The sequence below is a fragment of the Eubacterium oxidoreducens genome, assembly GCF_900104415.1.
GTDB lineage: Bacteria > Bacillota > Clostridia > Lachnospirales > Lachnospiraceae > Eubacterium_C > Eubacterium_C oxidoreducens.
In genome coordinates this window covers 115349-138228 of the sequence record NZ_FMXR01000009.1, presented here as the reverse complement: position 1 = coordinate 138228, position 22880 = coordinate 115349, and the positions used below count along the sequence as shown (strand labels likewise).

Annotated in this window: 25 protein-coding genes; all 25 read left to right on the top strand. The window is 41.0% G+C overall.

Annotation, left to right across the window (positions count from 1 at the left end; genetic code table 11):
• Positions 1–12 precede the first annotated feature (12 nt).
• The 25 genes from BLS20_RS06895 to groL all read left to right on the top strand — a co-directional run bounded on the left by BLS20_RS06895 (position 13) and on the right by groL (position 22776).
• Entirely contained in the window at positions 13–1086 is a 1074-nt protein-coding gene (locus BLS20_RS06895; protein WP_090173626.1) for an ATPase, T2SS/T4P/T4SS family, read from the top strand.
• On the top strand, positions 1064–2530 hold the full coding sequence (locus BLS20_RS06890) for a hypothetical protein (protein ID WP_090173624.1): 1467 nt from the start codon (positions 1064–1066) through the stop codon (positions 2528–2530). The genes BLS20_RS06895 and BLS20_RS06890 overlap by 23 nt, the downstream gene beginning before the upstream one ends.
• Positions 2531–2543: 13 nt before the next feature.
• A complete protein-coding gene (locus tag BLS20_RS06885; RefSeq protein WP_090173622.1) occupies positions 2544–2882 on the top strand; it encodes a hypothetical protein in 339 nt (112 codons plus the stop codon).
• A 125-nt stretch (positions 2883–3007) separates the two neighbouring features.
• Positions 3008–3160: a hypothetical protein gene (locus tag BLS20_RS13740; RefSeq protein WP_176762324.1), complete on the top strand. Its 153-nt coding sequence runs from the start codon at positions 3008–3010 to the stop codon at positions 3158–3160.
• Positions 3157–3624, top strand: coding sequence for a hypothetical protein (locus tag BLS20_RS06880; protein WP_090173620.1), 468 nt, complete (start codon positions 3157–3159; stop codon positions 3622–3624). Before BLS20_RS13740 ends, BLS20_RS06880 begins: the two co-directional genes overlap by 4 nt.
• Positions 3621–4208 carry a hypothetical protein gene (locus BLS20_RS06875; protein WP_090173618.1) on the top strand — a complete coding sequence of 196 codons (588 nt, stop codon included), beginning with the start codon at positions 3621–3623 and terminating at the stop codon, positions 4206–4208. The genes BLS20_RS06880 and BLS20_RS06875 overlap by 4 nt, the downstream gene beginning before the upstream one ends.
• Before the next feature lie 22 nt (positions 4209–4230).
• Complete coding sequence (locus tag BLS20_RS06870; protein ID WP_090173616.1) at positions 4231–7395, top strand: hypothetical protein; 3165 nt, start codon at positions 4231–4233, stop codon at positions 7393–7395.
• A 144-nt stretch (positions 7396–7539) separates the two neighbouring features.
• Entirely contained in the window at positions 7540–8523 is a 984-nt protein-coding gene (locus tag BLS20_RS06865; protein ID WP_090173614.1) for a tetratricopeptide repeat protein, read from the top strand.
• A 1-nt stretch (position 8524) separates the two neighbouring features.
• On the top strand, positions 8525–9775 hold the full coding sequence (hflX, locus tag BLS20_RS06860) for a GTPase HflX (RefSeq protein WP_090173612.1): 1251 nt from the start codon (positions 8525–8527) through the stop codon (positions 9773–9775).
• 104 nt (positions 9776–9879) lie between these two features.
• Positions 9880–11154 (top strand): dihydroorotase, encoded by a 1275-nt coding sequence (locus BLS20_RS06855; RefSeq protein ID WP_090173611.1) that lies wholly within the window; start codon positions 9880–9882, stop codon positions 11152–11154.
• A gap of 18 nt (positions 11155–11172) precedes the next feature.
• On the top strand, positions 11173–12102 hold the full coding sequence (pyrF, locus tag BLS20_RS06850; protein ID WP_090173610.1) for an orotidine-5'-phosphate decarboxylase: 930 nt from the start codon (positions 11173–11175) through the stop codon (positions 12100–12102).
• A 13-nt stretch (positions 12103–12115) separates the two neighbouring features.
• Positions 12116–12886: a dihydroorotate dehydrogenase electron transfer subunit gene (locus BLS20_RS06845; RefSeq protein ID WP_090173608.1), complete on the top strand. Its 771-nt coding sequence runs from the start codon at positions 12116–12118 to the stop codon at positions 12884–12886.
• Complete coding sequence (locus BLS20_RS06840; protein WP_090173606.1) at positions 12886–13788, top strand: dihydroorotate dehydrogenase; 903 nt, start codon at positions 12886–12888, stop codon at positions 13786–13788. Before BLS20_RS06845 ends, BLS20_RS06840 begins: the two co-directional genes overlap by 1 nt.
• An 83-nt stretch (positions 13789–13871) precedes the next feature.
• Positions 13872–14549 carry an orotate phosphoribosyltransferase gene (pyrE, locus tag BLS20_RS06835; RefSeq protein ID WP_090173603.1) on the top strand — a complete coding sequence of 226 codons (678 nt, stop codon included), beginning with the start codon at positions 13872–13874 and terminating at the stop codon, positions 14547–14549.
• Between the two features lie 12 nt (positions 14550–14561).
• On the top strand, positions 14562–15077 hold the full coding sequence (locus tag BLS20_RS06830) for a VanZ family protein (RefSeq protein WP_090173601.1): 516 nt from the start codon (positions 14562–14564) through the stop codon (positions 15075–15077).
• On the top strand, positions 15049–15390 hold the full coding sequence (locus BLS20_RS06825) for a DUF6142 family protein (protein ID WP_090173599.1): 342 nt from the start codon (positions 15049–15051) through the stop codon (positions 15388–15390). The genes BLS20_RS06830 and BLS20_RS06825 overlap by 29 nt, the downstream gene beginning before the upstream one ends.
• 19 nt (positions 15391–15409) lie before the next feature.
• The gene (gene ispF / locus BLS20_RS06820; protein ID WP_090173587.1) at positions 15410–15895 is read left to right on the top strand and encodes a 2-C-methyl-D-erythritol 2,4-cyclodiphosphate synthase; all 486 of its coding nucleotides are present in this window, start codon (positions 15410–15412) and stop codon (positions 15893–15895) included.
• Between the two features lie 3 nt (positions 15896–15898).
• Positions 15899–16684 carry a serine O-acetyltransferase EpsC gene (epsC, locus tag BLS20_RS06815; protein ID WP_143010237.1) on the top strand — a complete coding sequence of 262 codons (786 nt, stop codon included), beginning with the start codon at positions 15899–15901 and terminating at the stop codon, positions 16682–16684.
• On the top strand, positions 16681–18087 hold the full coding sequence (gene cysS / locus BLS20_RS06810; protein WP_090173584.1) for a cysteine--tRNA ligase: 1407 nt from the start codon (positions 16681–16683) through the stop codon (positions 18085–18087). Before epsC ends, cysS begins: the two co-directional genes overlap by 4 nt.
• Positions 18072–18500, top strand: a complete 429-nt coding sequence (locus tag BLS20_RS06805) for a Mini-ribonuclease 3 (RefSeq protein WP_090173581.1) — start codon at positions 18072–18074, stop codon at positions 18498–18500. Before cysS ends, BLS20_RS06805 begins: the two co-directional genes overlap by 16 nt.
• Positions 18501–18509: 9 nt before the next feature.
• Entirely contained in the window at positions 18510–19256 is a 747-nt protein-coding gene (gene rlmB, locus BLS20_RS06800; protein ID WP_090173579.1) for a 23S rRNA (guanosine(2251)-2'-O)-methyltransferase RlmB, read from the top strand.
• 9 nt (positions 19257–19265) lie between these two features.
• On the top strand, positions 19266–19871 hold the full coding sequence (locus BLS20_RS06795; protein WP_090173577.1) for a sigma-70 family RNA polymerase sigma factor: 606 nt from the start codon (positions 19266–19268) through the stop codon (positions 19869–19871).
• Positions 19864–20652 carry a Cof-type HAD-IIB family hydrolase gene (locus BLS20_RS06790; protein ID WP_090173575.1) on the top strand — a complete coding sequence of 263 codons (789 nt, stop codon included), beginning with the start codon at positions 19864–19866 and terminating at the stop codon, positions 20650–20652. The genes BLS20_RS06795 and BLS20_RS06790 overlap by 8 nt, the downstream gene beginning before the upstream one ends.
• Before the next feature lie 188 nt (positions 20653–20840).
• Positions 20841–21125, top strand: a complete 285-nt coding sequence (groES, locus tag BLS20_RS06785; protein WP_090173573.1) for a co-chaperone GroES — start codon at positions 20841–20843, stop codon at positions 21123–21125.
• Between the two features lie 25 nt (positions 21126–21150).
• Positions 21151–22776, top strand: a complete 1626-nt coding sequence (gene groL / locus BLS20_RS06780; RefSeq protein WP_090173570.1) for a chaperonin GroEL — start codon at positions 21151–21153, stop codon at positions 22774–22776.
• Positions 22777–22880 lie beyond the last annotated feature (104 nt).

Here is a 22880-nt window from a genome sequence, read left to right as displayed (position 1 = left end):
TAGACAAGGTGGGTGGCAATCACGGAAGAAATGTTAGAACTTAAACCGCAGATGTTTGGTCCTTTTCGCTGTTATGTAGAAGACGACAACGTAACAGATGTTGATTATAACGGTCAGGATCTGTGGCTGACTTATAAGGATAATACGAGAAGAAAGATACTGCCATCTTCACATGGGATTACGGAGTTATTTGCAAGACAATTTGCGCAAAGATTGTCGAATCTTACCGGAAGAGAATTCAATCCTATGCATCCTTCTTTAGAAGGAGAGACAAGACAGCTTCGTGTATCTATTATGCACGAGGCAGTTTCGGTATCGGGTATAAGTATCTGTATCAGAAAGACACCTCCGAAGGTACGGATAACACAGGAACATGCCCTTGAGAGTGGTTATGTATCGGAAGAAGTATTGCATTTTTTAAAGAATTGTATTCGAGCACATATGAATATTGTCGTGGCCGGTGAACCAAGAGCCGGTAAGACGGAGTTTTGTAAATTCTTATCTATGTATATTCCGCTTGCGGAACGGGTTATTACGATTGAGGATGTATTAGAGTGGCGTTATAAGGAACTTAGACCGGCCGCTGATGCATTACAGTGGAAAGTACGAGAGAATTTTTCATATGAAGATGCGATTGTGGCTGCTTTGAAACAGAATCCTAAGTGGATTATGGTGGCAGAGACGCGCGGCGTTGAAGTGCGGCATCTGATACAGTCGTTTAGTACAGGCGTGCATGGGATGACAACAATACATGCAGAGGATGTTAGCAGAATTCCGCAGAGAATGGTGAATATGATAGATGACTCTATGATGGAACAACGTTTTTTGAATAATATCTATGATTTTGTGGATGTTGGAGTATTGATTTCAATGAAAAGAGAGCCCGACGGCAGTATGCGAAGGTACGTAGATCAGATTGGTATGTTTGATCATGCTGAGAAGAATATATTCGCTTTATTGGTTTCGGATGGACAAAGAATAGAAGAAAGTGTGATCCCTTTGCAGCTTCAAAGGAAGCTAGAACGTGCAGCAATCAAAGATATATGGCAGGACGGAGGTGCATATGAGAGAACGCAGATGGCTTAGAGCGGCAAGTCGGGCACGACAAGTATATTTTCCTGTGCAGGTACAAGGAGCGATGCAGCAGATATGGATAGCGGTAGGTGTGATGCTTGCGGCAGTGTTGTTTTTGGAATGGTTGTTCCAATTTCGTATGCAGACGATGCTGGCGATTGGAATCATGATAGTCATAGAAGCTCCGCTATTGTATGCAATGCATCAAAAACGGGAGGAATATAAGGAAAGATTTAGCGCGATAACCGGGTATATGGAGCAGATGCTTTATAGTTTTCGCGCACATAAAAAGGTGCTTACAGCGCTTGATGAGACGATAGAAGTTACGCCGAAAGAACCGCTTCGCAGTCAGTTGATGAAGCTTAGACGAGAATTGTTCTATGGAGAGCAGGCGCAAGCTACGGAGGTGTTAAAAAAACTTGAAGATGCATATCCGGGAAGAAGACTTCCAAGAATGCACGAATTCTTTTTTAAGGTTGAAAGTCTTGGAGGAGAATGCGAGATGTATATTGATTTGTTGCTAGAAGACCTTCGGCTTTGGGTAGAACGAGAGAAGTTACAGGAAAAAGCCATGAAAAGCCGGTTAATCAATGTATTGTTATCCGTCCTGATTTCGATTCTTATTTGCCTTTTTGTAGAAAAGATTATACCGGGGGATGTGGAAATCAGCAGGCATGTACTCTATCAGTTAAGTGGAGTCGGTATGTTTGGGATGGATCTTCTCTGTCTTTTGGTGGCAGCACGTATGATGATGCAAGATCCGCTTTCAAAGGAAAGCATGGATAAGGAGCAGGTTGTTCGATTATATGAAAGAGTGACCGGATATTCCTATAAAAAGGAGTGGAAGAAGCAAAGAAAACTGCTTGTAATCGTAGCCGGGTGCTTGGGAGCAGCGATTTATTATAGTGAAATAAGTCTTTTGGTAATCGCGATGGGAATGCTTTTGATACTTATAATAAAACCATTTATTACACGTCGTATTGGTAGCAGAAAGCTCATACAATTGATACGGTCGGAATATTCAATCTGGCTTATGGAGGTTGGTATGCTCTTGCAGGAAACGACGGTACAAGAGGCTATTCGAAGATCACTTGAGCGTGCACCTGTCGTATTAAAGCCGTATATCGTTAAGATGTTACAGGAATTATCGGACAATCCGATATCGAACCATCCTTATCAGAATTTCATGAAGGAGTATAATCTTTCGCAGATTCAATCATCTATGAAAATGCTATGTGCAATATCTAAAGGAGGAGCAAGTGATGTTAAGGAACAGGTGAGAGCGTTGATTCATCAAAATACACTCGCACAGGATGCGGATGAAAAAGAAAAGAATGAGAACAGGCAGGGAGGCATGTATGCACTGTTTTTGATGCCGCAGATTGCAGTAGGTGTGAAATTGATTCCGGATATGTTATTGTTTTTACTTCTTTTTTTACGTACGACACAGTTTTGAAAGGGGAGAGAGAATGGAACAGATTCCAAAGAGTTTTTTGGCATTGTTTTTGATGATTTTGTTTTTAGTTGTCGGTGTTGGTGTGATTACGGTAGCACTTGATGCAGCTGCAGCGCAGCGTTATACGGCAGATGCAACAGCAATGATAGAACAATATAATTTTTCGGATGCTGCTATTGCAACCTGTAAGGAGACGGCGAAGGAGAAAGGATACAACTTATCGGTGCTGGTTATGGATTGTAATAATGATGGAGTTCGCGATATGGCCGAGCTTAAGACAACATATACATATTCGATGCAGCTTCTTTTGATTGATCGGCAGTCACATGTGATTAGAAGTTATGCAAGATGAAAGGGGAGAGATTATGAAGCAATTGATAGAAGAGTATGGGTTGGTTATCGTACTTGCCATGGTGGGCGGTATGCTTGTTGGCTGGATGTGCCTGCTATTTCATATGTTTGGATAGGGGGTAACAGATGTCAGATGTAATTGGAAAATACGGCGCGTTTATAGTGGAAACTCTTGCAGCTGTAGCTTTTGCAATTATAGTGCTTTCCTATGTTAAAGGAGGAACGATTGCCCGGTTGGTGCAGGAGGTTTTGGCAGATGCAATCGGGGGTGGACTATGACACAGATTGTACGGCAATTTTCCGGCGCTGTACTTGCTGCAGTGGTGGTGATCCTTGTACTCTTTGCGCTGACAAAAGGTTCGTTCTTAGAGAAGGCTGGAGCGTATGTACAAGGACAATTGCGGCAGGTAATACAAATGGATAAAGATACGCAATATGCGATGCAGAATAAACCGGACACGAAAATCAGATTAAAGACATCGCCGATGAACAAGCAGTGGTACACGGCTGAACAATTAATCAGTGCGACGGAGAATAATCAGACGATTCCTTGTAGAATAATTGGAATTAAGCTCTATATAACCGGGGAAGATGCTGTGGCAAAAGGGATGGCAATACTAGAGCCGGCAACGCAGAAAATATTTTTCACATCAGGGGGCGATTATCGACTGATGGTAAGGAGTTATGGTAGTGTGCGGCGCAACAAGACATTTGTGGTTCATATTACGGGAGGTGAGTCATGAGGGGAATTGTAATTGGTGTAAGTCTGGTATTGGCCGGAATCTTTTTGGTACTTACGGTATTAAGTATTCATGGCCGGGCAATTCGTATGGTAAACGAGCAAGCTACATTAGAAAGTACGGTAGAGTCGGCACTAGATGAGACATTAGAACAAAATCTGTTTACGCAAAAGTCACAAGAAGAATTTGTGATCGAGTTCTTGCAGCATGCACTGATCCGTCTTAATCCCAATGCTCAAATACAGGTGGATATTGCAGCAGCTGATTTAGAAAAAGGTATTTTGGCAGTGAAAGTGACAGAAGAATACGACAGTATAGGTCAGAAGGTGCATACGCTTACTTATGAAACGACAGCATTGTTAGAACGTGAAGGTCCAAAACATTATTGCAGTGTGATTTTTGAGGATGAGGATGGAAACGTAGTTCGCAAATACAAGCTTACAAAAGGGGAGAAAATGATTCTTCCCACCAAGGCGCCTAAGCGAGCAGATAAAAAATTCGTTCATTGGAAATCAATGAGTGGACACATAGCTGTTGCGGGAGAGGTGGTTGAACAGGACGTCATCTATCGAGCGCAGTATCAATAAGCGTGAAGGGGGAGTATTGCAGATGAGTATGAAAATAAAATGGATAGGCCTGATCGGTCTTTTTGCATTGCTAATGATGTGCGGAATGCTTTCTGCTAAGAAAGTCATAGCTGCACAGACGGTATCAGGTTCGAATCAGCTTCGAAGTGCAATTGAAAATAAGACCAAGGATGTCAGTGTGAAATTAACCGATTCTATATCTTTAGAGCCGAATAATAATAATTATACAATTGATATCACAAGTGATGTTACCATTGACTTAAATGGCAATAAGCTGTCATTGGGAAAGGATTATTTTGACAAGGAATTTTCCATGTTTCATGTCAAGACAAAGGGAAAGCTGCATATAACGAATTCAAAGTATAAGACGCAAATAGCGTCATTGACAGGGGGTGCAGGAGATTCGCTTTCGAATGGAATAAAGAGCAGTCTTATTGTGAATAGTGGAAGTGTTGAGTTAGAGCACATCGTGGTTAAGAATCTTTGGAACAAGTGTGGACCGGATAATTGTTCGGACCAGACCAATACGGTGCTATGCGTGATGGAGCAGGGAAATCTTACGATGCATGATTGTATTGTGAAAAATGTGAAGGCAAGATTTGGCTATTTAATAGTCACAAATCCTAGTGTCGTGGATTATAAAAAGACAAATCATATAAGTCTTAATCTGGAAAATGTAACAATCGGAACTAAGGATAATCCGGTTTATGGAGGTGTTCTGACGGGAGAAAACAATACCACGATTCTAAACAATGTAAGCGTGCTGTATGCAAAACCGAGTGCATATGTTGTAAATAATCCCTCAAAAGAGGAATCTTCAAAGTCAAATACAGGCGGAATGAAGATTAAGTCAGGTGCATCCGTGACCATGAAAGGGCAATGTTTATTTGCGAATGTGGATTCTTATAATAATGCAGGAACAATTCGAATTGTGGAAAGCACGAAGAATCAGAAAGCGCTTATGAGAGTGGAAAAGGATGCGACCTTGACGATTCGGGATTGCTGCGCACATGCCGGCTATCTAAGCGGGAGAGGCGGTGCAATAATCATAAAGGGGCAATCTTTAGATGGAGGCAGCCTGGTAAATAATGGAAAAATCGTGTTGGATAAGAATCATGCAGATGGTGCAGGAGGCGGTATCATCATGGAAAGTGATAGCACGATTAAGAATAACGGTGAGCTTGTTATGACGGGGAATACGGCAAATGCAAGCGGTGGTGCTATGTGCATTGAGAAAGGAGCAAATTTTGAAAATGCCGGAATATTAACCATAAGTCAAAATAAAGCCGGTGCAAGTTCTGCAGGAAGTGCTATGGATATAGATGGTGTATGGAAGGCAATAAAAAACAGTACAACTGAGGTGTCAGCACCACAAGCCGGAAGGGAACAAATCTGTATTGGAGGAGAATTGTATGTATCAAACGACGTCAAGAACTTTCGGGTCAGTGATGAACATCATTCTATGTCATGTATCCGCGTAACGAAAAGTGGTTATGCCCAAATAAAAAAGGGAACGATTATGGGAGGTACGAATGGAATCATAGATAAAGGCAATCTTATATTGGAAGATGTAAGTATTACCGGATGTACGCAATATGGCATACATCAGTATGGAACCTGTACGGTTGGAAAAAGTTTTTACACACAGCAGCCGATATTTTTGGAAAAAAAAGTCTATCTATGCGTGGATGGAAATATGAATCGAACTTTTGAAGAGGGGAAAAAATATAGTTCAGCAATGGTGTTAAAAACAGCGGAGGACGACCGTGCGCTAGGCCGGAAAATGCTGGAAATTATAGCCGGAAATGCGACTACAACGCAAGCACAGATTGCACGCATGGCGGAGCAGGGGATGACCAATCTTGCCTGTGGCAGTAATCGATTCTTGCGAGCTGGAAGAGGAACGGATCAAAATGGGGCAGTCAATATGGCAGTCTTGTCGACAAATTATAAAATAACCTATAAGGGGGAAAATGGAGTGCCGGCCACCTATTATGCAACGAATGTGCCAAAAGATTCTAACGATGGATGGTGGCATGAAAACTATAAGTGTGAATTTACAACGCCGCTCTTACATACCAAAGATGGGAAAAAGGCGTTGTATGAGTTTATTGGATGGTCTCTTAATAAGGCGGCTGTGGCAAAGAGTGATACGCCGGGAGTGTATCAGACTTCTCAAACGATCAAGATGACAGGGGATGTTACCTGGTATGGAATCTGGAAGCAGATGCCGGCAATCGAATATCAGGGGAATTATAAAGCACCTTTAGATGGAATGAAGATTGCGACGATTAAGCGAGCGCATCTTTTGGATGAACCAACAGATGACAAGAAATACCGTTTTAGGGAAAATGTCGGAGAAGATGGAACTGCGCCGTGGTTTGAACAGGCATTTCTTAGTGGTGATGACAAATACAAGTATTCCTTTGTGGGATGGTCGCTTGATAAGAGGGCAACATATAAGAATATTGGAATATCAAAAGACGGGGCAGTATATCTACCGGCACAGGAAATATCGATTAAGGAGCTTGAAAACTCGGCTATGAACTTATCGGCAGTCAAGTCGGTGCAGGGAAGAGATCATATCATACTTCAGGCAATTTATGATGCGTATCCAAGATTTTTGGCCTGTGAGGATGTGACCATTCTAGATACCCAGATAGAAGACCTTACACAAAAACAGATTTTGCACAAAGTGATTGTAGAAGACGAGGAAGATGGAATTCTAAAAAATGGTGCACAGGTCATAATAAAGGATTTTGATGTCATCAAAGAAGAGATGAAATTATTCGAAAGCACCGGGGCGATATCCGCTTGTATTGTTGCAACTGATGGCTATGGAAATGAAACTACGAAGGAGATTAACATCTGGGTGCTACAGGCAGATGGACAAGATAAGACGGATTATTATACTCGTTATATAAACGAGGATGCATATGAAAGGGACTATAAGGAAGGAGGACTTTTAGAAGATTCAATCTGGTATACAGATGAAAACTATGTGCAGACGATTCAGCAGGCTTTTTCGAATCTCAAAAATAATACGCCAAAGGAACAATGGATCTTCTCAGAAGAACAGATTAAGAAGGTGCAGCAGTGGGTGCAGCACTACGGTATAGCAGGTCTTAAAGAGGCATCTGGAGAAAAGAAATTAGAAGAGTTATTTGCCGAATGTAAAAATGGTTGATAGAAGCGTCAAGAATCCTTAAGACTCTGTGAAGTTCATTGCAAAAAACAAGGTCAAGTGCTACAATGTTTTTACTAATATTACGGCCCCGCCTATCTTACTGATAAGTGGGGCTTTCAATAAGCAAAATGAAGGATATACGAAATGAAGAGACGAATTGTAGTTATGATGCTGCTTGGTGCAATGGGAATGCTGATTCTTAATGGATGCACATCAAAGGAAGAACTCGAAAACGAACAGGCATATCGTACAATCGGAATCAATGATCTTAAGAGCGGAGAATATGAAGATGCGATTGAGGCATTTGATAAAGCGTTAGAAGTAAAAAGCGGTGGTTCTGTTACGAATCTTGAAATAGATATTAATTATTATAAGGCACTTGCCCAATATAAAAACGGCGATAGTGATGGAGCCATTGAGACATATACTGCAATTATTTCTTATGATGAAGAAGCAGCAGATGCCTATTATTTAAGAGGAAATGTTTATCTGCAGGAAGAAGAAAGCAAAAAAGCCATAGCGGATTTTGAAAAAGCAATCGAACTTGCAGAAGATTTTGGAGAGATGTCTAATCAGGTTGGTACAGCACTGATTGGAGCTGATATGGAAGACGAAGCGGCAACCTATCTTAACGAAGTTATTTCTAAGGGGGGCTCTTCCGGAGAAGAATTATACAATGTAGGAAACGCCTACTATCTATTGGAGGAATATGATCAGGCGATTTCAACATTGGAAGAAGCGAAAAGCAGTAATGATGATGCAACGCTTCTTTTAGCGGAAGTCTATCTTGCAAAGGGTGAGACCGGCAATGCAACTGCGCAGATTGAAGAATATACAAGTTCTCATTCGGAAGATGGAGAAGCATTAAACCTCGCAGGGTGCGTAGCTATGCAAAATGAAGATTATGAAACTGCGATTTCCTGCTTTTCAAAAGGGTTGGAAATTGAAGATGTGGAAAATGAGCAAGAATTATTACAAAATGAAATCGCAGCCTATGAGTACGCAGGCGATTTTGATACTGCATATAGTCTGATGCAGGATTATCTGGAAAAATATCCGGAGGACGAAGATGCAGTTCGGGAGAATACATTTTTGCAGACAAGAGTTTCAGGCAGTGAGGATTCATAAAATGACAGAACAAATGCAGACAATCACAGAACGTCTTGTTTTGGTCGGGGTCAGTATGAAAGATGGCGATGATACACAAGATTCTATGAAGGAATTGGAATTGCTATGTAAGACGGCCGGAGCCGAGGTGGTATGCAGTATCATACAAAATCGTGAGAATATTCATCCCGGGACGTATGTTGGAAAAGGAAAAATTGAAGAAATAAGAGAAAGTCTGCTTTTTTATCATGCAGATGGAATTGTCTGTGATGATGAATTATCACCGGCGCAGATGAAGAATCTGGAAGATGAACTGGATTGTAAGGTTATGGATCGAACTTTGGTGATATTGGATATCTTTGCAGCCAGAGCGCGGACATCAGAAGGAAAGCTGCAGGTGGAATTGGCGCAGCTTAAATATTCTATGACAAGGCTTGCAGGATTTGGAAAGTCCATGTCAAGACTTGGTGGTGGAATCGGAACGAGAGGTCCGGGAGAAACAAAACTTGAAGTTGACAGACGAGTGATAAAAAATAGAGTGGCACAGCTTTCTAGAGAATTGAAAGAAATGCAGCAGCATAGAGAAGTTGCGCGAAGCGCAAGGGAACACTCGCATCTTCCGGTAATTGCCATTGTCGGTTATACAAATGCCGGCAAGTCTACTCTGCTGAACTATCTGACGGATGCCGGGGTACTTCAGGAAGATAAGTTATTTGCAACGCTTGACGCAACGACGAGAAAATTATCTCTTCCAAATAAACAGGAAGTTTTGTTGACAGATACCGTTGGATTTATAAGAAAATTACCACATCATTTGATAGAGGCATTTAAAAGCACCTTGGAGGAAGCAAAATATGCAGATATTTTGATTCATGTAATTGATGCTTCAAATCCGCAGCGCGATAAGCAGATGCATATTGTTTATGAGACGCTCGATCGCTTGGGAGTAAAGGACAAACCGATTATTACACTTTTTAATAAACAAGATCTTGTGAAAGATGAAGAAGCACTTCGTGATTTTCGAGCAGAGAAGGCGATTAAGACCACGATATTGAAGGGTCAGGGAATAGATACGCTTTTTGAAACGATTGAGCAATTGCTTCGGGAAGATAAGCAATATATTGAACATGTATTTTCCTATGATGAGGGCAGTAAAGTCGCTCAGATTCGTAAGAATGGAGAACTGTTAGAAGAAGAATATGTTGCAGAAGGAATCTTAATAAAGGCGTATGTCTCTCAAGCATTGGCAGGTCAATTAGGTATATGTGATTAAGAAAGGCTCTCCGCAATCATCGGAGAGTCTTTTGGCAGGCTTCGTTGCTAGAGAAAAATACCTATGTTAAAATAACCATAAGCAAAAGGAGAAAGGAAATCCAAATGACATTATTAATTAAAAATGCAATAGTTGTAGATCCGGCATCAAAGACAGTTGTTGATGCAGATGTGCTGATTGACGGAGAAACGATTAAAGAGATTTCAAAGAATATAACAAAAGATGCAGAAAGAGTAATAGATGCCAAAGGCAGTTATCTGATGCCGGGATTCATTGATTTGCATGTGCATCTTAGAGATCCGGGATTAGAGTATAAAGAAACTATTGAGACCGGTTCGAAGGCAGCAGCGGCAGGTGGTTATACTACAATTTTGGCAATGCCCAATACAAAGCCGGTTGCCGATCAGGTGGATGTTGTGAAGTATGTAAATAACAAAGCAAAAGCACTTTCACCGATTCGAGTGCTACAGATAGGAGCCGTAACCAAGGGACAAAAGGGTGAGAAACTCGCCGATATTGAGGGAATGGTGAAAGAAGGAGCACCGGCAATCAGTGAGGACGGTAAGAGCGTGATGAATTCCGGTCTATATTATGAAGGCATGTTAGAGGCCAAGCGGATGGGAATTCCGGTGTTTGCGCATTGCGAAGATATTAATCTGGTGCGCGGAGGTGTTGTGCATGAAGGAAAACAATCCCAAAAACTCGGACTTGCAGGAATCACGGGATCTGTTGAAGATGTTATTGCGGCAAGAGATATGATTATGGCGGCAGAAATTGGAGTCAGACTGCATCTGTGTCACGTATCTACAGCACTTAGTGTGGATATGCTGGCATGGGCGAAGGCAAGAGGTGCACAGGTGACCGGAGAAGTATGCCCGCATCATTTTGCACTATGTGAAGATGACATTCCGGCAGATGATGCAAGGTATAAGATGAATCCACCGCTTCGATCAAAAGAAGATCAAAAGGCATTAATAAAAGGTATTGCAGATGGTACGATTGAGGTAATTGCGACAGATCATGCACCGCACAGCGTAGATGAAAAAAATGCAAGTATGAAGAAGGCTCCATTTGGAATTGTGGGACTTGAGACTGCGGCTGCGCTTACTTATACAAAACTTGTAAAAGAAAATGTGATTGATATATGCCAGATGGCAGAGAAGATGAGTCTGAATCCAGCGAAGATTATCGGTCTTGACAGAGGAAGTGTACAAGAAGGTAAGATAGCAGATCTGGTTCTTTTTAATCCAAAGGAAAATTGGACGGTAGATTCGAACGAGTTTTATTCAAAGGGACGCAACACACCGTTTGATGGAGAGACGTTATATGGACGTGTAAAGGCAACCATTTTCAATGGTGAAGTAGTATTTGAGCAATAAGAGCGAAGGAGAATAATGATGATAGGAAGATTAATAGATGGAATCAAAAAAACAGGAGCACCGATTGTTGTCGGCTTAGATCCGAAACTAGAATACGTTCCAAAGCACATTCAAAAGGCGGCATTTGATGAGTTTGGAGAGAACCTTACGGGTGCGGCGCAGGCAATCTGGGAGTACAATAAGAAAATCGTGGATGCGACTTATGATTTGATACCAGCGGTAAAACCGCAAATCGCAATGTACGAGACACTCGGTATCGAAGGTCTTAAGGTCTTTCAAAAGACGGTAGAATATTGTCATGAAAAAGGTCTTATTGTAATTGGAGATATTAAACGAGGGGACATAGGTTCGACTTCCGAAGCATATGCAATTGGTCATTTGGGAAAAGTGAAGATTGGTAATCAGACATTTTCCGGATTTGATGAGGACTTTGTAACGGTAAATCCATATTTGGGAAGTGATGGGGTTAAACCATTTGTCAAAATATGTCAGGAAGAAAATAAGGGCTTATTTATTTTGGTAAAGACATCGAATCCTTCTTCCGGTGAATTTCAAGATCGCTTAATTGACGGAAAAGCGTTATACGAATTGGTAGCCGAAAAAGTTGTTGAGTGGGGAAGTGAACTGATGGAACAAGGATATTCTGAGATAGGAGCTGTAGTAGGAGCTACTTATCCAGAAATCGGTCGTGCGCTTAGAAAAGCTATGCCTAAGAGCTTTATTCTTGTGCCTGGATATGGAGCACAAGGAGGGAAAGGTGCAGATCTTGTTGATTATTTTAATGAGGATGGCCTTGGTGCCATTGTTAATTCTTCAAGAGGAATCATTGCGGCCTATAAGCAGGATAAGTATGCACAGTTTGGAGAAGAACATTTTGAAGAGGCCTCACGTCAGGCTGTACAGGATATGATTGCAGATATTTCAGGCGCTTTAGAAAATGCAAAATAAAGGTGAGTAGAACATGAGTGATAAAAAGAAAGAATGTGCAAAAGTAATTTCACAAGAAATGATTGCAACGGATGTGTATAGTATGTGGCTTTCTTGTCCGGAAGTGGCAAGTGTAGCCAGACCGGGACAGTTTATTTCTCTGTATTGTGCAGATGAGGCACATATCTTGCCGCGTCCGATTAGTTTGTGCGAGATTGCTGCGCAAGAAGGAAAGTTACGTATTGTATATCGTAAAGTGGGATTTGGCACAGAGGAATTTTCACAGATGAAAGAGGGAGATGAGGTGGTAATTCTTGGCCCGCTTGGTAATGGATTTTCGGATGAAGGCGGAAAAGCAATTTTAGTAGGAGGAGGAATCGGAGTTCCGCCTATGCTGGAATTTGCAAAGCATATAAAAGGTGAAAAAGTAGCGGTAATGGGATACCGAAATCAGGAATTGTTTTTGAAAGAAGAATTTGAACAATATCTTCCTCTTATTGTTGCGACAGAAGATGGAAGTGCCGGAACGAAAGGCAATGTCATAGATGCTATCACAAGTGAACAGATAAAGGGTGATGTCATCTATGCATGTGGACCAATGCCGATGCTGCGTGCATTAAAAGAATTTGCAGCGAAGCATCAGATGAAATGCTACATCTCCTTAGAAGAGAAGATGGCTTGTGGAATCGGAGCCTGTCTTGGATGTGTCTGTAAGACAAAGCATGTAGACGAACATTCTAAGGTGCACAATGCCAGAATATGTACCGAAGGACCTGTGTTTGATGCTGAGGAGGTAGAAATCTAATGAATACAAGTGTAACGATTGCCGGAGTAACCTTTCAAAATCCGATTACGACCTGCTCGGGAACATTTGGATCAGGCAGTGAATATGGTGAATTTGTCGATTTGAATAAAATTGGCGCAGTAACCACAAAAGGTGTGGCAGATGTTGCCTGGCCGGGAAATCCGACACCGCGAATAGCAGAGGTAAAGGGGGGCATGTTAAATGCCATTGGACTTCAAAATCCGGGAATTGATGTTTTTATAGAGCGAGATATTCCTTTCTTAAAACAATTTGATACGCGAATCATTGTAAATGTATGTGGTCATGCGCAAGAAGAATATCTGACGGTTGTGGAGAAACTGCAAGATCAGCCGGTAGATCTTTTGGAAATTAATATATCCTGTCCAAATGTAAAAGAAGGCGGCTTATCCTTTGGAACCAATCCAAAGGGAGTCGAGCAGATTACCAGTGCAATTAAAAAGATTGCAAAACAGCCTGTTATCATGAAATTAACGCCAAATGTGACAGATATTAAGGAAATTGCCAAGGCAGCTCAGGCAGGAGGTGCAGACGGAGTATCCTTGATAAATACACTGACCGGTATGAAGATTGATGTGGAAAGACAGACCTTTGCAATTGCCAATAAGACCGGAGGAATGTCGGGACCGGCAGTACATCCGGTTGCAGTACGAATGGTATATGAAGTGGCACAGGCAGTTGACATACCAATTATTGGTATGGGTGGTGTGATGGATGCTGAGGATGCGCTGGAGCTGATGCTTGCCGGGGCAACCATGGTGGCAGTAGGAACTGCCAATTTTGCTAATCCGACCGCAACGCTTGACATTCTTGAAGGAATGACAGCTTATATGAAGCGTCATGGAATCGAGGATATTAACAACATTATCGGAGCAGTACACTAAGACGTCGTTGAAAAACGCTGCTGTATGGTGTAGACTTAAGTGGTTTAATAAAGAAGATTTAGCCTTAATGGAGGAATAGATAGATGGAACAGTACAAGAGTGAATTTATAGACTTTATGGTAGAAAGTGACGTGCTGAAATTTGGAGATTTCACGTTGAAAAGCGGCAGAAAGTCGCCGTTTTTTATGAATGCGGGCGCTTATGTGACCGGTACACAGCTTATGAAACTTGGAGAATATTATGCAACGGCAATTCATGAAAATTTTGGCGATGATTTTGATGTGCTGTTTGGACCGGCTTATAAGGGAATACCGCTTTCGGTTACAACTGTAATTGCATATGCTAAGCTCTATGGCAAGGAAATTCGTTATTGTTCAAACCGAAAAGAAATCAAAGATCATGGAGATACCGGAATCTTGCTTGGAAGTAAGATTCAGGATAAAGACAGAGTTGTGATTATTGAAGATGTGACAACCTCAGGAAAATCTATCGAGGAGACATTTCCAATTATAAAAGCACAAGGAGATGTTGAAATCAAGGGACTTATGGTTTCGCTTAACCGCATGGAAGTTGGACTTGGCGGTAAGATGTCTGCGCTTGATGAGATTCATGAAAAATATGGATTTGAAGCGAAAGCTATTGTTACGATGGAAGAAGTAGTTGAGACGCTTTATAATAAAGAAATTCGAGGTAAGGTTGTCATTGATGATAAGATCAAGAAGGCAATTGATGCATATTATGAACAGTATGGTGCAAAATAAGGGATAATTACGATGAGTAGAAGAAAAAAGCGCAGTTTACAAAAGGTTGTCTGTTCGCTTTTGTTTCTCACCTATCTGATAGTGTTGTTTTACTTTTTGTTTTTTGCAGAGTCATTTGGCAGGAATTTTGCGAGTGAGGAATACCAGTATAATCTGACTTTGTTTAAGGAAATCATGTTGTACTGGAATTATCGTGAACAGATTGGATATGGTGCTGTATTTATCAATCTTATTGGAAATATTGGTGCGTTCGTTCCGTTTGGCTTTTTGGTTCCTTCCATGTTTCCAAAGAAGAATGTATTTTTTCCAAAGGTACTTTTGGAAGGATTTTTGTTTAGTCTGATAGTGGAAAGCATCCAATTGTTTACCAAGGTGGGAAGCTTTGATGTAGACGATATACTATTAAATACAATAGGTGTTGTGATTGGATATATCATATTTGCGATTGTCCGTCATATAGGCGACAGAACATATAAAAAATATTTAGGCAGGGTGAAAAATGGCGGAAAGACAAAGACGGCATCATAGAAAAGAAAAGTTAAAATTTACGACAAAAAAGGAAAGCTTTTGGGGCTATGGAGCAATCGCACTTGACATAGCTGCAGTTGTTGTTTTCTTATCGGCTCTTGGATTGTCTGTTTCAGCAAGCGGAGATGCCGATACCTATCTGGGGAGCAGAGGAGTCGGAGCACTTCTTTTGAGCATTGCAGGCGTGGTTATAGGCATGCAGGGAATGCGTCAAAAAGATGTTTTTAAATTTATTCCGAAGGTAGGTACAATAGCGGGAATGGTGATTACGCTTTGCCTGCTTGTGTTATATATAGTTGGAATTCTTTTGTAGAAAGAGTCAGGAGGAGTCTATGAGAATCGGAACCGGTTATGATGTACATAGATTTGCAAAAGATACCGAACTCATAATTGGTGGTGTAAAGATTGATTATGAGATGGGGCTTCTTGGACATTCGGATGCGGATGTTTTATTGCATGCGATAATGGATGCGCTTCTTGGAGCGGCAGCATTAGGGGATATCGGTCTGCATTTTCCAGACTCGGATCCACAATATAAAGGGGCATCTAGCAGAATGCTTTTGCAGAAAGTACGCAGCATGCTTGAAATAGAAGGCTATGATGTTGTCAATATTGATTGTACAATTATAGCGCAAGCACCAAAGATGCGTCCACATATTGAAGCAATGAGAGAAAATATTGCAGAGGATTTGCAGATTGGTATGGAAAGGGTAAATGTTAAGGCGACAACAGAAGAAGGTCTTGGATTTACCGGTAATATGGAAGGAATTGCCGCACAGGCGGTATGTTTGTTAGAAAAAGAAATCGAGGAAGAATAAAAAGTGGGTTACTTTAAAGAATTACGAGAAGAATATGAGGTAATTAAACAGAGAGACCCGGCTATCAAGTCAATCTGGGAAGTTATGCTATATCCTACGTTTAAGGTGATGCATAGTTATCGAAAGGCACATAAGCATTATCTGAAGGGGCATTTTTTTAGAGCCAGATTGATTTCGCAAAGGGCAGCCCGTAAGACCGGAATTGAGATTCATCCGGGTGCAACCATCGGAAAGGGCTTTTTTATTGACCATGGAAGTGGAGTTATTATCGGAGAAACAGCTATTATTGGAGATAACTGTACTTTATATCAAGGTGTTACGCTTGGGGGTACGGGAAAAGAGACCGGAAAGCGACATCCGACATTGGGGAACAATGTTATGGTTTCGGCAGGCGCTAAGATAATTGGTTCCTTTAAGGTTGGAGATAACTCCAAGATTGGAGCAGGGTCTGTAGTGATCAATGAAGTTCCGCCAAATTGTACGGTTGTAGGTGTGCCGGGACGAATTGTTCGAAGGCGGAATCAGTGTTGCCCGCAAGAAGATATGGATCAAACCAATCTTCCGGATCCGGTAAAAGAAGATATTATGCTTTTGCAGCATGAAAACAGCGAGATGGTGAATCATATTATTGATATTGAAGCATCGTTAAAGACAATCTTTAAATGCCTCGATCATGCAGATATTGATGAAGAAGAATTTGAGCTTGTCCAAAAGAAACTTGAAGGTCTTGATGGAGAAGCCTTAAGAGAAATGCAAATAGAACTTTCAAGGGAGAGCGCTTGTTTATGAGAATCTATAATACAATGACAAGACAAAAAGAAGAACTTAAGACAGTTGAACCGGGAAAAGTGCGCATGTATGTATGTGGTCCGACGGTTTATAACTATATTCATATCGGAAATGCCAGACCGATGATTATTTTTGATACATTTCGCCGATATTTGGAATATAAGGGATATGAAGTAAATTATGTTTCGAATTTTACCGATGTTGATGACAAAATTATAAAAAAGGCAATCGAAGAAGGAACCACTGCGCAGGAAGTAGCACAAAGATTTATTCGGGAATGTCAAGATGATATGAAAGCGTTGAATGTAAGAGAGGCAACGACACATCCACTCGCAACAAAGGAAATGGATGGCATGATCGAAATGATTAAGACATTAATTGAGAAGGGTTATGCATATACCGTAAGCGATGGAACTGTGTATTATCGGACAAATAAGTTTAAAGATTATGGCAAATTGTCCCATAAGAATCTGGAAGATTTGCAGGCTGGACACAGAAATATCAAGGTGACCGGAGAAGAGAAGGAAGATGCAACGGATTTTGTTCTTTGGAAGCCAAAAAAGGACGGAGAACCGTATTGGACATCACCGTGGTGCGACGGAAGACCGGGATGGCATATTGAGTGTTCGGTAATGGCGAAGAAATACCTTGGCGATGAAATTGATATTCATGCCGGTGGTGAAGATCTCATCTTCCCGCATCATGAAAATGAAATTGCACAGTCAGAAGCTGCAAATGGAGTTACCTTTGCAAGGTATTGGATGCATAATGGATTTTTAAATATAGATAATAAGAAAATGTCAAAATCAGCCGGCAATTTCTTTACGGTTAGAGATATTGCGCAGCGTTATGACCTGCAAGTGCTTCGCTTTTTTATGCTTAGTGCACATTACAGAAGTCCGTTAAACTTCTCGGATGAGCTGATGGAGTCGGCAAAGAATTCTCTTGAACGTATCTTGACTGCGGCAGAATATCTGAAAGATCGAATTGTACATGCTTCGGTGGAAGAAATGTCACAAGAAGAAGAACAACTCGCAGAACAATCCAAGCAGTTTGTTCATAAATTTGAAGAAGCAATGGAAGATGATGCGAATACGGCGGATGCAGTTTCTGCAATATTTGAACTTGTTAAATTCGCTAATACAAATGTAAATGAGTCTTCTTCTAAGCAATTTGCACAGAATCTTTCTGATTGTTTGAATACTTTGTGTGAGGTAATGGGAATCATTACGGAAAAGAAGGCAGAAATCTTAGACGAAGAGATTGAACGTCTGATAGAAGAACGACAGCAAGCGAGAAAAGAAAAGAATTTTGCAAGGGCAGATGAAATCAGAGACGAACTTTTGGCAAAAGGAATTGCGCTAAAAGACACCAGAGAAGGAGTAAAATGGAGCAGGGCTTAAACGAGTTTATTCGGAAACAATTTGCACTCGAAAAACAGGATATCAGGAGTTATTCTCCGCTGACACTTGCTTTTATCGGAGACGGCGTTTTTGATCTGATAGTTAGAACCGTCATTGTTGGAGAGGGGAATACAAAGCCTTCCATGTTACATGGACATTCGGCACATTTTGTAAAAGCAACGGCACAATCAAAAATGATGGAATGTCTAGAAACACTTCTCACAGAAGAAGAAGAAAGTTATTATCGCCGCGGAAGAAATGCAAAGTCGAAGACGACGGCTAAGAATGCGTCTGTAATTGATTATAGACGGGCGACCGGGCTAGAAACATTAATGGGATATCTTTATCTTACAGGTCAACTTGAAAGGGCAATAGAACTTACCCGAAAGGGGTTGGAATATTACGGAAAGTAGGAACTTTTTATGAACGAAAATGAGACACGGTTAGAAGGAAGAAATGCTGTACAAGAAGCATTGAAAGCGGGCACACCAATCGATAAGATTTATGTGCTTGATGGATGTATGGATGGAGCAATTCGTACCATTATTCGTGACGCAAAAAAGACGGATGCTATCTTGCAATTTGTAACAAAGCAGCGTTTGGATCAGCTGTCACAGACCGGTCACCATCAGGGTGTGATTGCCATGGCAGCGGCTTATGAATACGTTCAGATAAAGGATATCCTAGAAAAGGCAAAAGATGCCGGGGAAGCTCCGTTTATAATCTTGTTGGACGGAATTGAAGATCCGCATAATCTAGGCGCAATCATTCGAACTGCCAATCAGGCCGGAGCGCATGGAGTTGTGATACCAAAAAGACGCGCAGTTGGACTTACGGCAACAGTTGCAAGAACTTCTGCAGGTGCGCTTGCCTATACACCGGTGGCGAAAGTCACGAACATGGCACAGACAATAAAACAGCTCAAGGAGCAAGGAATGTGGTTCGTATGCGCAGATATGGATGGTACAACTATGTATGATTTGAATCTGACAGGGGCAATTGGTCTGGTCATTGGAAATGAAGGCGAAGGCGTCAGCAAGCTGGTAAAAGAACAGTGTGATATGGTGGCTGCAATTCCAATGAAAGGGCAGATTGATTCCTTGAATGCATCTGTGGCAACCGGTGTTTTGGCTTATGAGATTGTGCGCCAGAGATTGTCAGCTAAATAGGAGAACAAGATGGCAAAGGAAAGCTATACGAATTATACAGATGAACAGCTGATTAGGAAGATGCGAAGCGGCGAAGGAGAAATCATGGATTATCTCATGGATAAATATAAGCCGCTCGTATTAAAACGTTGTAAAGCGTTATATCTGATTGGTGGAGAAACAGAGGATCTGATTCAGGAGGGAATGATTGGGCTGTTTAAGGCAGTCAAGGATTTTCAGGATGATAAGGATGCCTCTTTTTTTACATTTGCGGATTTATGTATATCCAGACAACTATATCATGCGATTGAAGCATCAAACAGGAAGAAACATGGGCCACTTAATTCCTATGTATCCCTAGATGATGATAATGAACAGGAAATTACAATCGATTATACGGAAGATGTAACACGTTCGAATCCGGAGCAATTTGTACTTAATCGGGAATTTTGGGAAGATTTTAAAAGACGAATACAAAAAGACCTTAGCCCGCTTGAACAAAAAGTAATGAATCTATATCTGGAAGGATTGGATTATCAGGCGATGGCAAAGGTTTTGGATAAGAGTCCAAAGTCGATAGACAACGCTTTACAAAGGATAAAAAAGAAGATACGCAAAGGAGGCCCAAATGGATAAAAAAGCAATATTTTTTGATATAGATGGAACGCTTCTAGATCGGAATATGAGAATCGAAGCATCTACAAAAGAAGCATTCAAGAAATTAAGAAAAGCAGGTCATTATACATTTCTTTGCTCCGGAAGAAGCCGGGGGTATATTTTTAATCCGGAGATTTTGGGGCTTGGATTTGATGGGATTGTGGCAGGATGCGGAACCGATGTGGAGGTGTTTGGAAAAAAACTAGTCAATTATCATTTGCCTCACAATGATCTTGCGCATTATTATGAACTGTGTCATAACAATTACGTCGGGTCTTTATGGGAAGGCAGAGAAAAGATTCTTGTCGACGATTTTCTTCTTCGGGGAAATCAATATTATGAGTTTTTGAAAAAGCAACTTGGACCAAGAATGATTGCGATCATAGGCAATGAGGATGCGTGGAAGATTAATAAGATGATCGTTACATTTGATGAAAGATCGGATGACTCCATATTAGAAGAAATGGGAAAACATTTTCAGATTCTAAGACATGCTTATCAGGTAGCGGAGCTTGTTCCGCATGGATACACAAAAGCAACCGGTATGCAGGCAGTTGTCTCAGAACTTGGATTGGATGTGAATCAGGTATACGCAATTGGTGATAGCATTAACGACCGGGAAATGCTTACTTATGCAGGTCATTCGATTGCCATGGGAAATGGTGTGGAAGAGATTAAAAAAATTGCAGAATATGTAACGACAGATATTCATGAAGATGGTGTATTTAATGCGATGAAGCACTATGGACTGCTATCTTGATAAAATGAAAAAATGAGATATTTGGAGAAAATGAGAGAAAAAAGAAGTAAACATGTAGAATGACGGGCGTAAATGAGAATAAATAAAGTTGCGGATTGATATAGAAAAAACTATTATAAGCCTAGTTGGTTAGCACTCGAATTAAATGAGTGCTAATAAAATAAAGAGGCGAAGGAGGAATTATACTCATGAAATTAACACCATTAGGAGACAGAGTAGTATTAAAGCAGCTTGAAGCTGAGGAAGTTACAAAAGGTGGCATCATCCTTGCTACTGCAGCACAGGAAAAACCACAGCAGGCAGAAGTTGTTGCAGTGGGACCTGGCGGAGTAATTGATGGAAAAGAAGTAACTATGCAGGTAAAAGAAGGACAGAATGTCATTTATTCAAAATATGCAGGAACAGAAGTAAAGCTTGATGGAGAAGAATATATTATCGTAAAGCAGTCAGATATTCTGGCTATTGTAGAATAATTGATAGAAAAGGAAGGTAATAATCATGGCAAAGGAAATCAAATACGGAGCAGACGCACGTGCAGCATTAGAAGCCGGCGTTGATAAACTTGCAGATACAGTACGCGTAACATTAGGACCAAAAGGAAGAAATGTTGTACTTGATAAGACATATGGAACACCACTTATTACAAATGACGGTGTCACAATCGCAAAAGAAATTGAACTTGAAGATACATTTGAAAATATGGGAGCACAGCTTGTAAAAGAAGCAGCAACCAAGACAAATGATGTAGCCGGAGATGGAACAACAACAGCAACAGTTCTTGCACAGGCAATGATTAAGGAAGGTATGAAGAACCTTGCAGCAGGCGCCAATCCAATCGTTATGAGACGAGGTATGAAAAAGGCTACAGATGCTGCAGTTGAAGCAATCGCTAAGATGAGCCAGAAGGTTGACGGTAAAAATCATATTGCCAAAGTTGCTGCTATTTCAGCAGGTGATGAAACTGTTGGTAATCTGGTAGCAGATGCTATGGAAAAAGTTTCCAAAGACGGTGTTATCACAATCGAAGAGTCTAAGACCATGCAGACAGAACTTGATGTGGTAGAAGGTATGCAGTTTGATCGCGGATATATTTCAGCTTACATGTCAACGGATATGGAGAAGATGGAAGCGAATCTTGAAAATCCATATGTGCTTATTACAGATAAGAAGATTTCTTCTATTCAGGAAATTCTTCCACTTCTTGAGCCAATTGCACAGTCTGGAAAGCAGCTGTTAATTATTGCAGAAGATATTGATGGAGATGCGCTAACAACATTAATCTTGAACAAGCTTCGTGGCACATTTACCGTAGTTGGTGTTAAGGCACCTGGATATGGTGACAGAAGAAAAGCAATGCTTGAAGATATTGCAATCTTAACAGGTGGTCAGGTTATTTCTTCAGAACTTGGTATGGAACTGAAGGAAACAACCATTGATCAGCTTGGTCAGTGTAAATCTGCAAAGATCCAGAAGGAAAACACAATCATTGTAGATGGTGAAGGATCAAAAGATGCGATTGAAAATAGAATTAATCTGATTCGTTCTGAAATTGAAACAACAACTTCTGATTTTGATCGTGAAAAACTTCAGGAAAGACTTGCTAAACTTGCAGGTGGTGTAGCTGTAATCCGTGTAGGAGCAGCAACAGAAGCTGAGATGAAAGAAAGCAAACTTCGTCTTGAAGATGCTCTTGCAGCTACAAAGGCAGCTGTTGAAGAAGGAATCATTGCAGGTGGTGGATCTGCTTATATTCATGCATCTAAGGAAGTTGCGAAACTTGCAGAAGGACTTGAAGGTGATGAGAAGACAGGAGCCAAGGTTATCTTAAAAGCACTTGAAGCACCACTTTTCTATATTAGTGCAAATGCCGGCCTTGAAGGCTCTGTAATTATCAATAAAGTGCGCGAGTCTAAGCCGGGATTTGGCTTTAATGCAGCAAAAGAAGAATATGTAGATATGGTATCAGAAGGAATTCTTGATCCTGTTAAAGTAACACGATCAGCTCTTCAGAATGCAACATCTGTAGCTGCTACACTTCTTACAACAGAATCAGTTGTTGCAACTATTAAAGAACCGGAACCAGCAATGCCGGCAGGCGCTGGAGCTGGAATGGGAATGATGTAATCAGATCTTATAAATAATGAGATAAGTTGAATGATAACGGCGTTTTGGCATAAACCAAAACGCCGCTTTTTGCCACCCCGTGTTATGGGGGACGAATTGACACT

Excerpts from the sequence above, each read along its gene's own strand:
- BLS20_RS06890 (WP_090173624.1), top strand. The coding sequence starts at position 1,064 with ATGAGAGAACGCAGATGGCTTAGAGCGGCAAGTCGGGCACGACAAGTA.
- BLS20_RS06885 (WP_090173622.1), top strand. The coding sequence starts at position 2,544 with ATGGAACAGATTCCAAAGAGTTTTTTGGCATTGTTTTTGATGATTTTG.
- BLS20_RS13740 (WP_176762324.1), top strand. The coding sequence starts at position 3,008 with ATGTCAGATGTAATTGGAAAATACGGCGCGTTTATAGTGGAAACTCTT.
- BLS20_RS06880 (WP_090173620.1), top strand. The coding sequence starts at position 3,157 with ATGACACAGATTGTACGGCAATTTTCCGGCGCTGTACTTGCTGCAGTG.
- BLS20_RS06875 (WP_090173618.1), top strand. The coding sequence starts at position 3,621 with ATGAGGGGAATTGTAATTGGTGTAAGTCTGGTATTGGCCGGAATCTTT.
- BLS20_RS06870 (WP_090173616.1), top strand. The coding sequence starts at position 4,231 with ATGAGTATGAAAATAAAATGGATAGGCCTGATCGGTCTTTTTGCATTG.
- BLS20_RS06865 (WP_090173614.1), top strand. The coding sequence starts at position 7,540 with ATGAAGAGACGAATTGTAGTTATGATGCTGCTTGGTGCAATGGGAATG.
- hflX (WP_090173612.1), top strand. The coding sequence starts at position 8,525 with ATGACAGAACAAATGCAGACAATCACAGAACGTCTTGTTTTGGTCGGG.
- BLS20_RS06855 (WP_090173611.1), top strand. The coding sequence starts at position 9,880 with ATGACATTATTAATTAAAAATGCAATAGTTGTAGATCCGGCATCAAAG.
- pyrF (WP_090173610.1), top strand. The coding sequence starts at position 11,173 with ATGATAGGAAGATTAATAGATGGAATCAAAAAAACAGGAGCACCGATT.
- BLS20_RS06845 (WP_090173608.1), top strand. The coding sequence starts at position 12,116 with ATGAGTGATAAAAAGAAAGAATGTGCAAAAGTAATTTCACAAGAAATG.
- BLS20_RS06840 (WP_090173606.1), top strand. The coding sequence starts at position 12,886 with ATGAATACAAGTGTAACGATTGCCGGAGTAACCTTTCAAAATCCGATT.
- pyrE (WP_090173603.1), top strand. The coding sequence starts at position 13,872 with ATGGAACAGTACAAGAGTGAATTTATAGACTTTATGGTAGAAAGTGAC.
- BLS20_RS06830 (WP_090173601.1), top strand. The coding sequence starts at position 14,562 with ATGAGTAGAAGAAAAAAGCGCAGTTTACAAAAGGTTGTCTGTTCGCTT.
- BLS20_RS06825 (WP_090173599.1), top strand. The coding sequence starts at position 15,049 with ATGGCGGAAAGACAAAGACGGCATCATAGAAAAGAAAAGTTAAAATTT.
- ispF (WP_090173587.1), top strand. The coding sequence starts at position 15,410 with ATGAGAATCGGAACCGGTTATGATGTACATAGATTTGCAAAAGATACC.
- cysS (WP_090173584.1), top strand. The coding sequence starts at position 16,681 with ATGAGAATCTATAATACAATGACAAGACAAAAAGAAGAACTTAAGACA.
- BLS20_RS06805 (WP_090173581.1), top strand. The coding sequence starts at position 18,072 with ATGGAGCAGGGCTTAAACGAGTTTATTCGGAAACAATTTGCACTCGAA.
- rlmB (WP_090173579.1), top strand. The coding sequence starts at position 18,510 with ATGAACGAAAATGAGACACGGTTAGAAGGAAGAAATGCTGTACAAGAA.
- BLS20_RS06795 (WP_090173577.1), top strand. The coding sequence starts at position 19,266 with ATGGCAAAGGAAAGCTATACGAATTATACAGATGAACAGCTGATTAGG.
- BLS20_RS06790 (WP_090173575.1), top strand. The coding sequence starts at position 19,864 with ATGGATAAAAAAGCAATATTTTTTGATATAGATGGAACGCTTCTAGAT.
- groES (WP_090173573.1), top strand. The coding sequence starts at position 20,841 with ATGAAATTAACACCATTAGGAGACAGAGTAGTATTAAAGCAGCTTGAA.
- groL (WP_090173570.1), top strand. The coding sequence starts at position 21,151 with ATGGCAAAGGAAATCAAATACGGAGCAGACGCACGTGCAGCATTAGAA.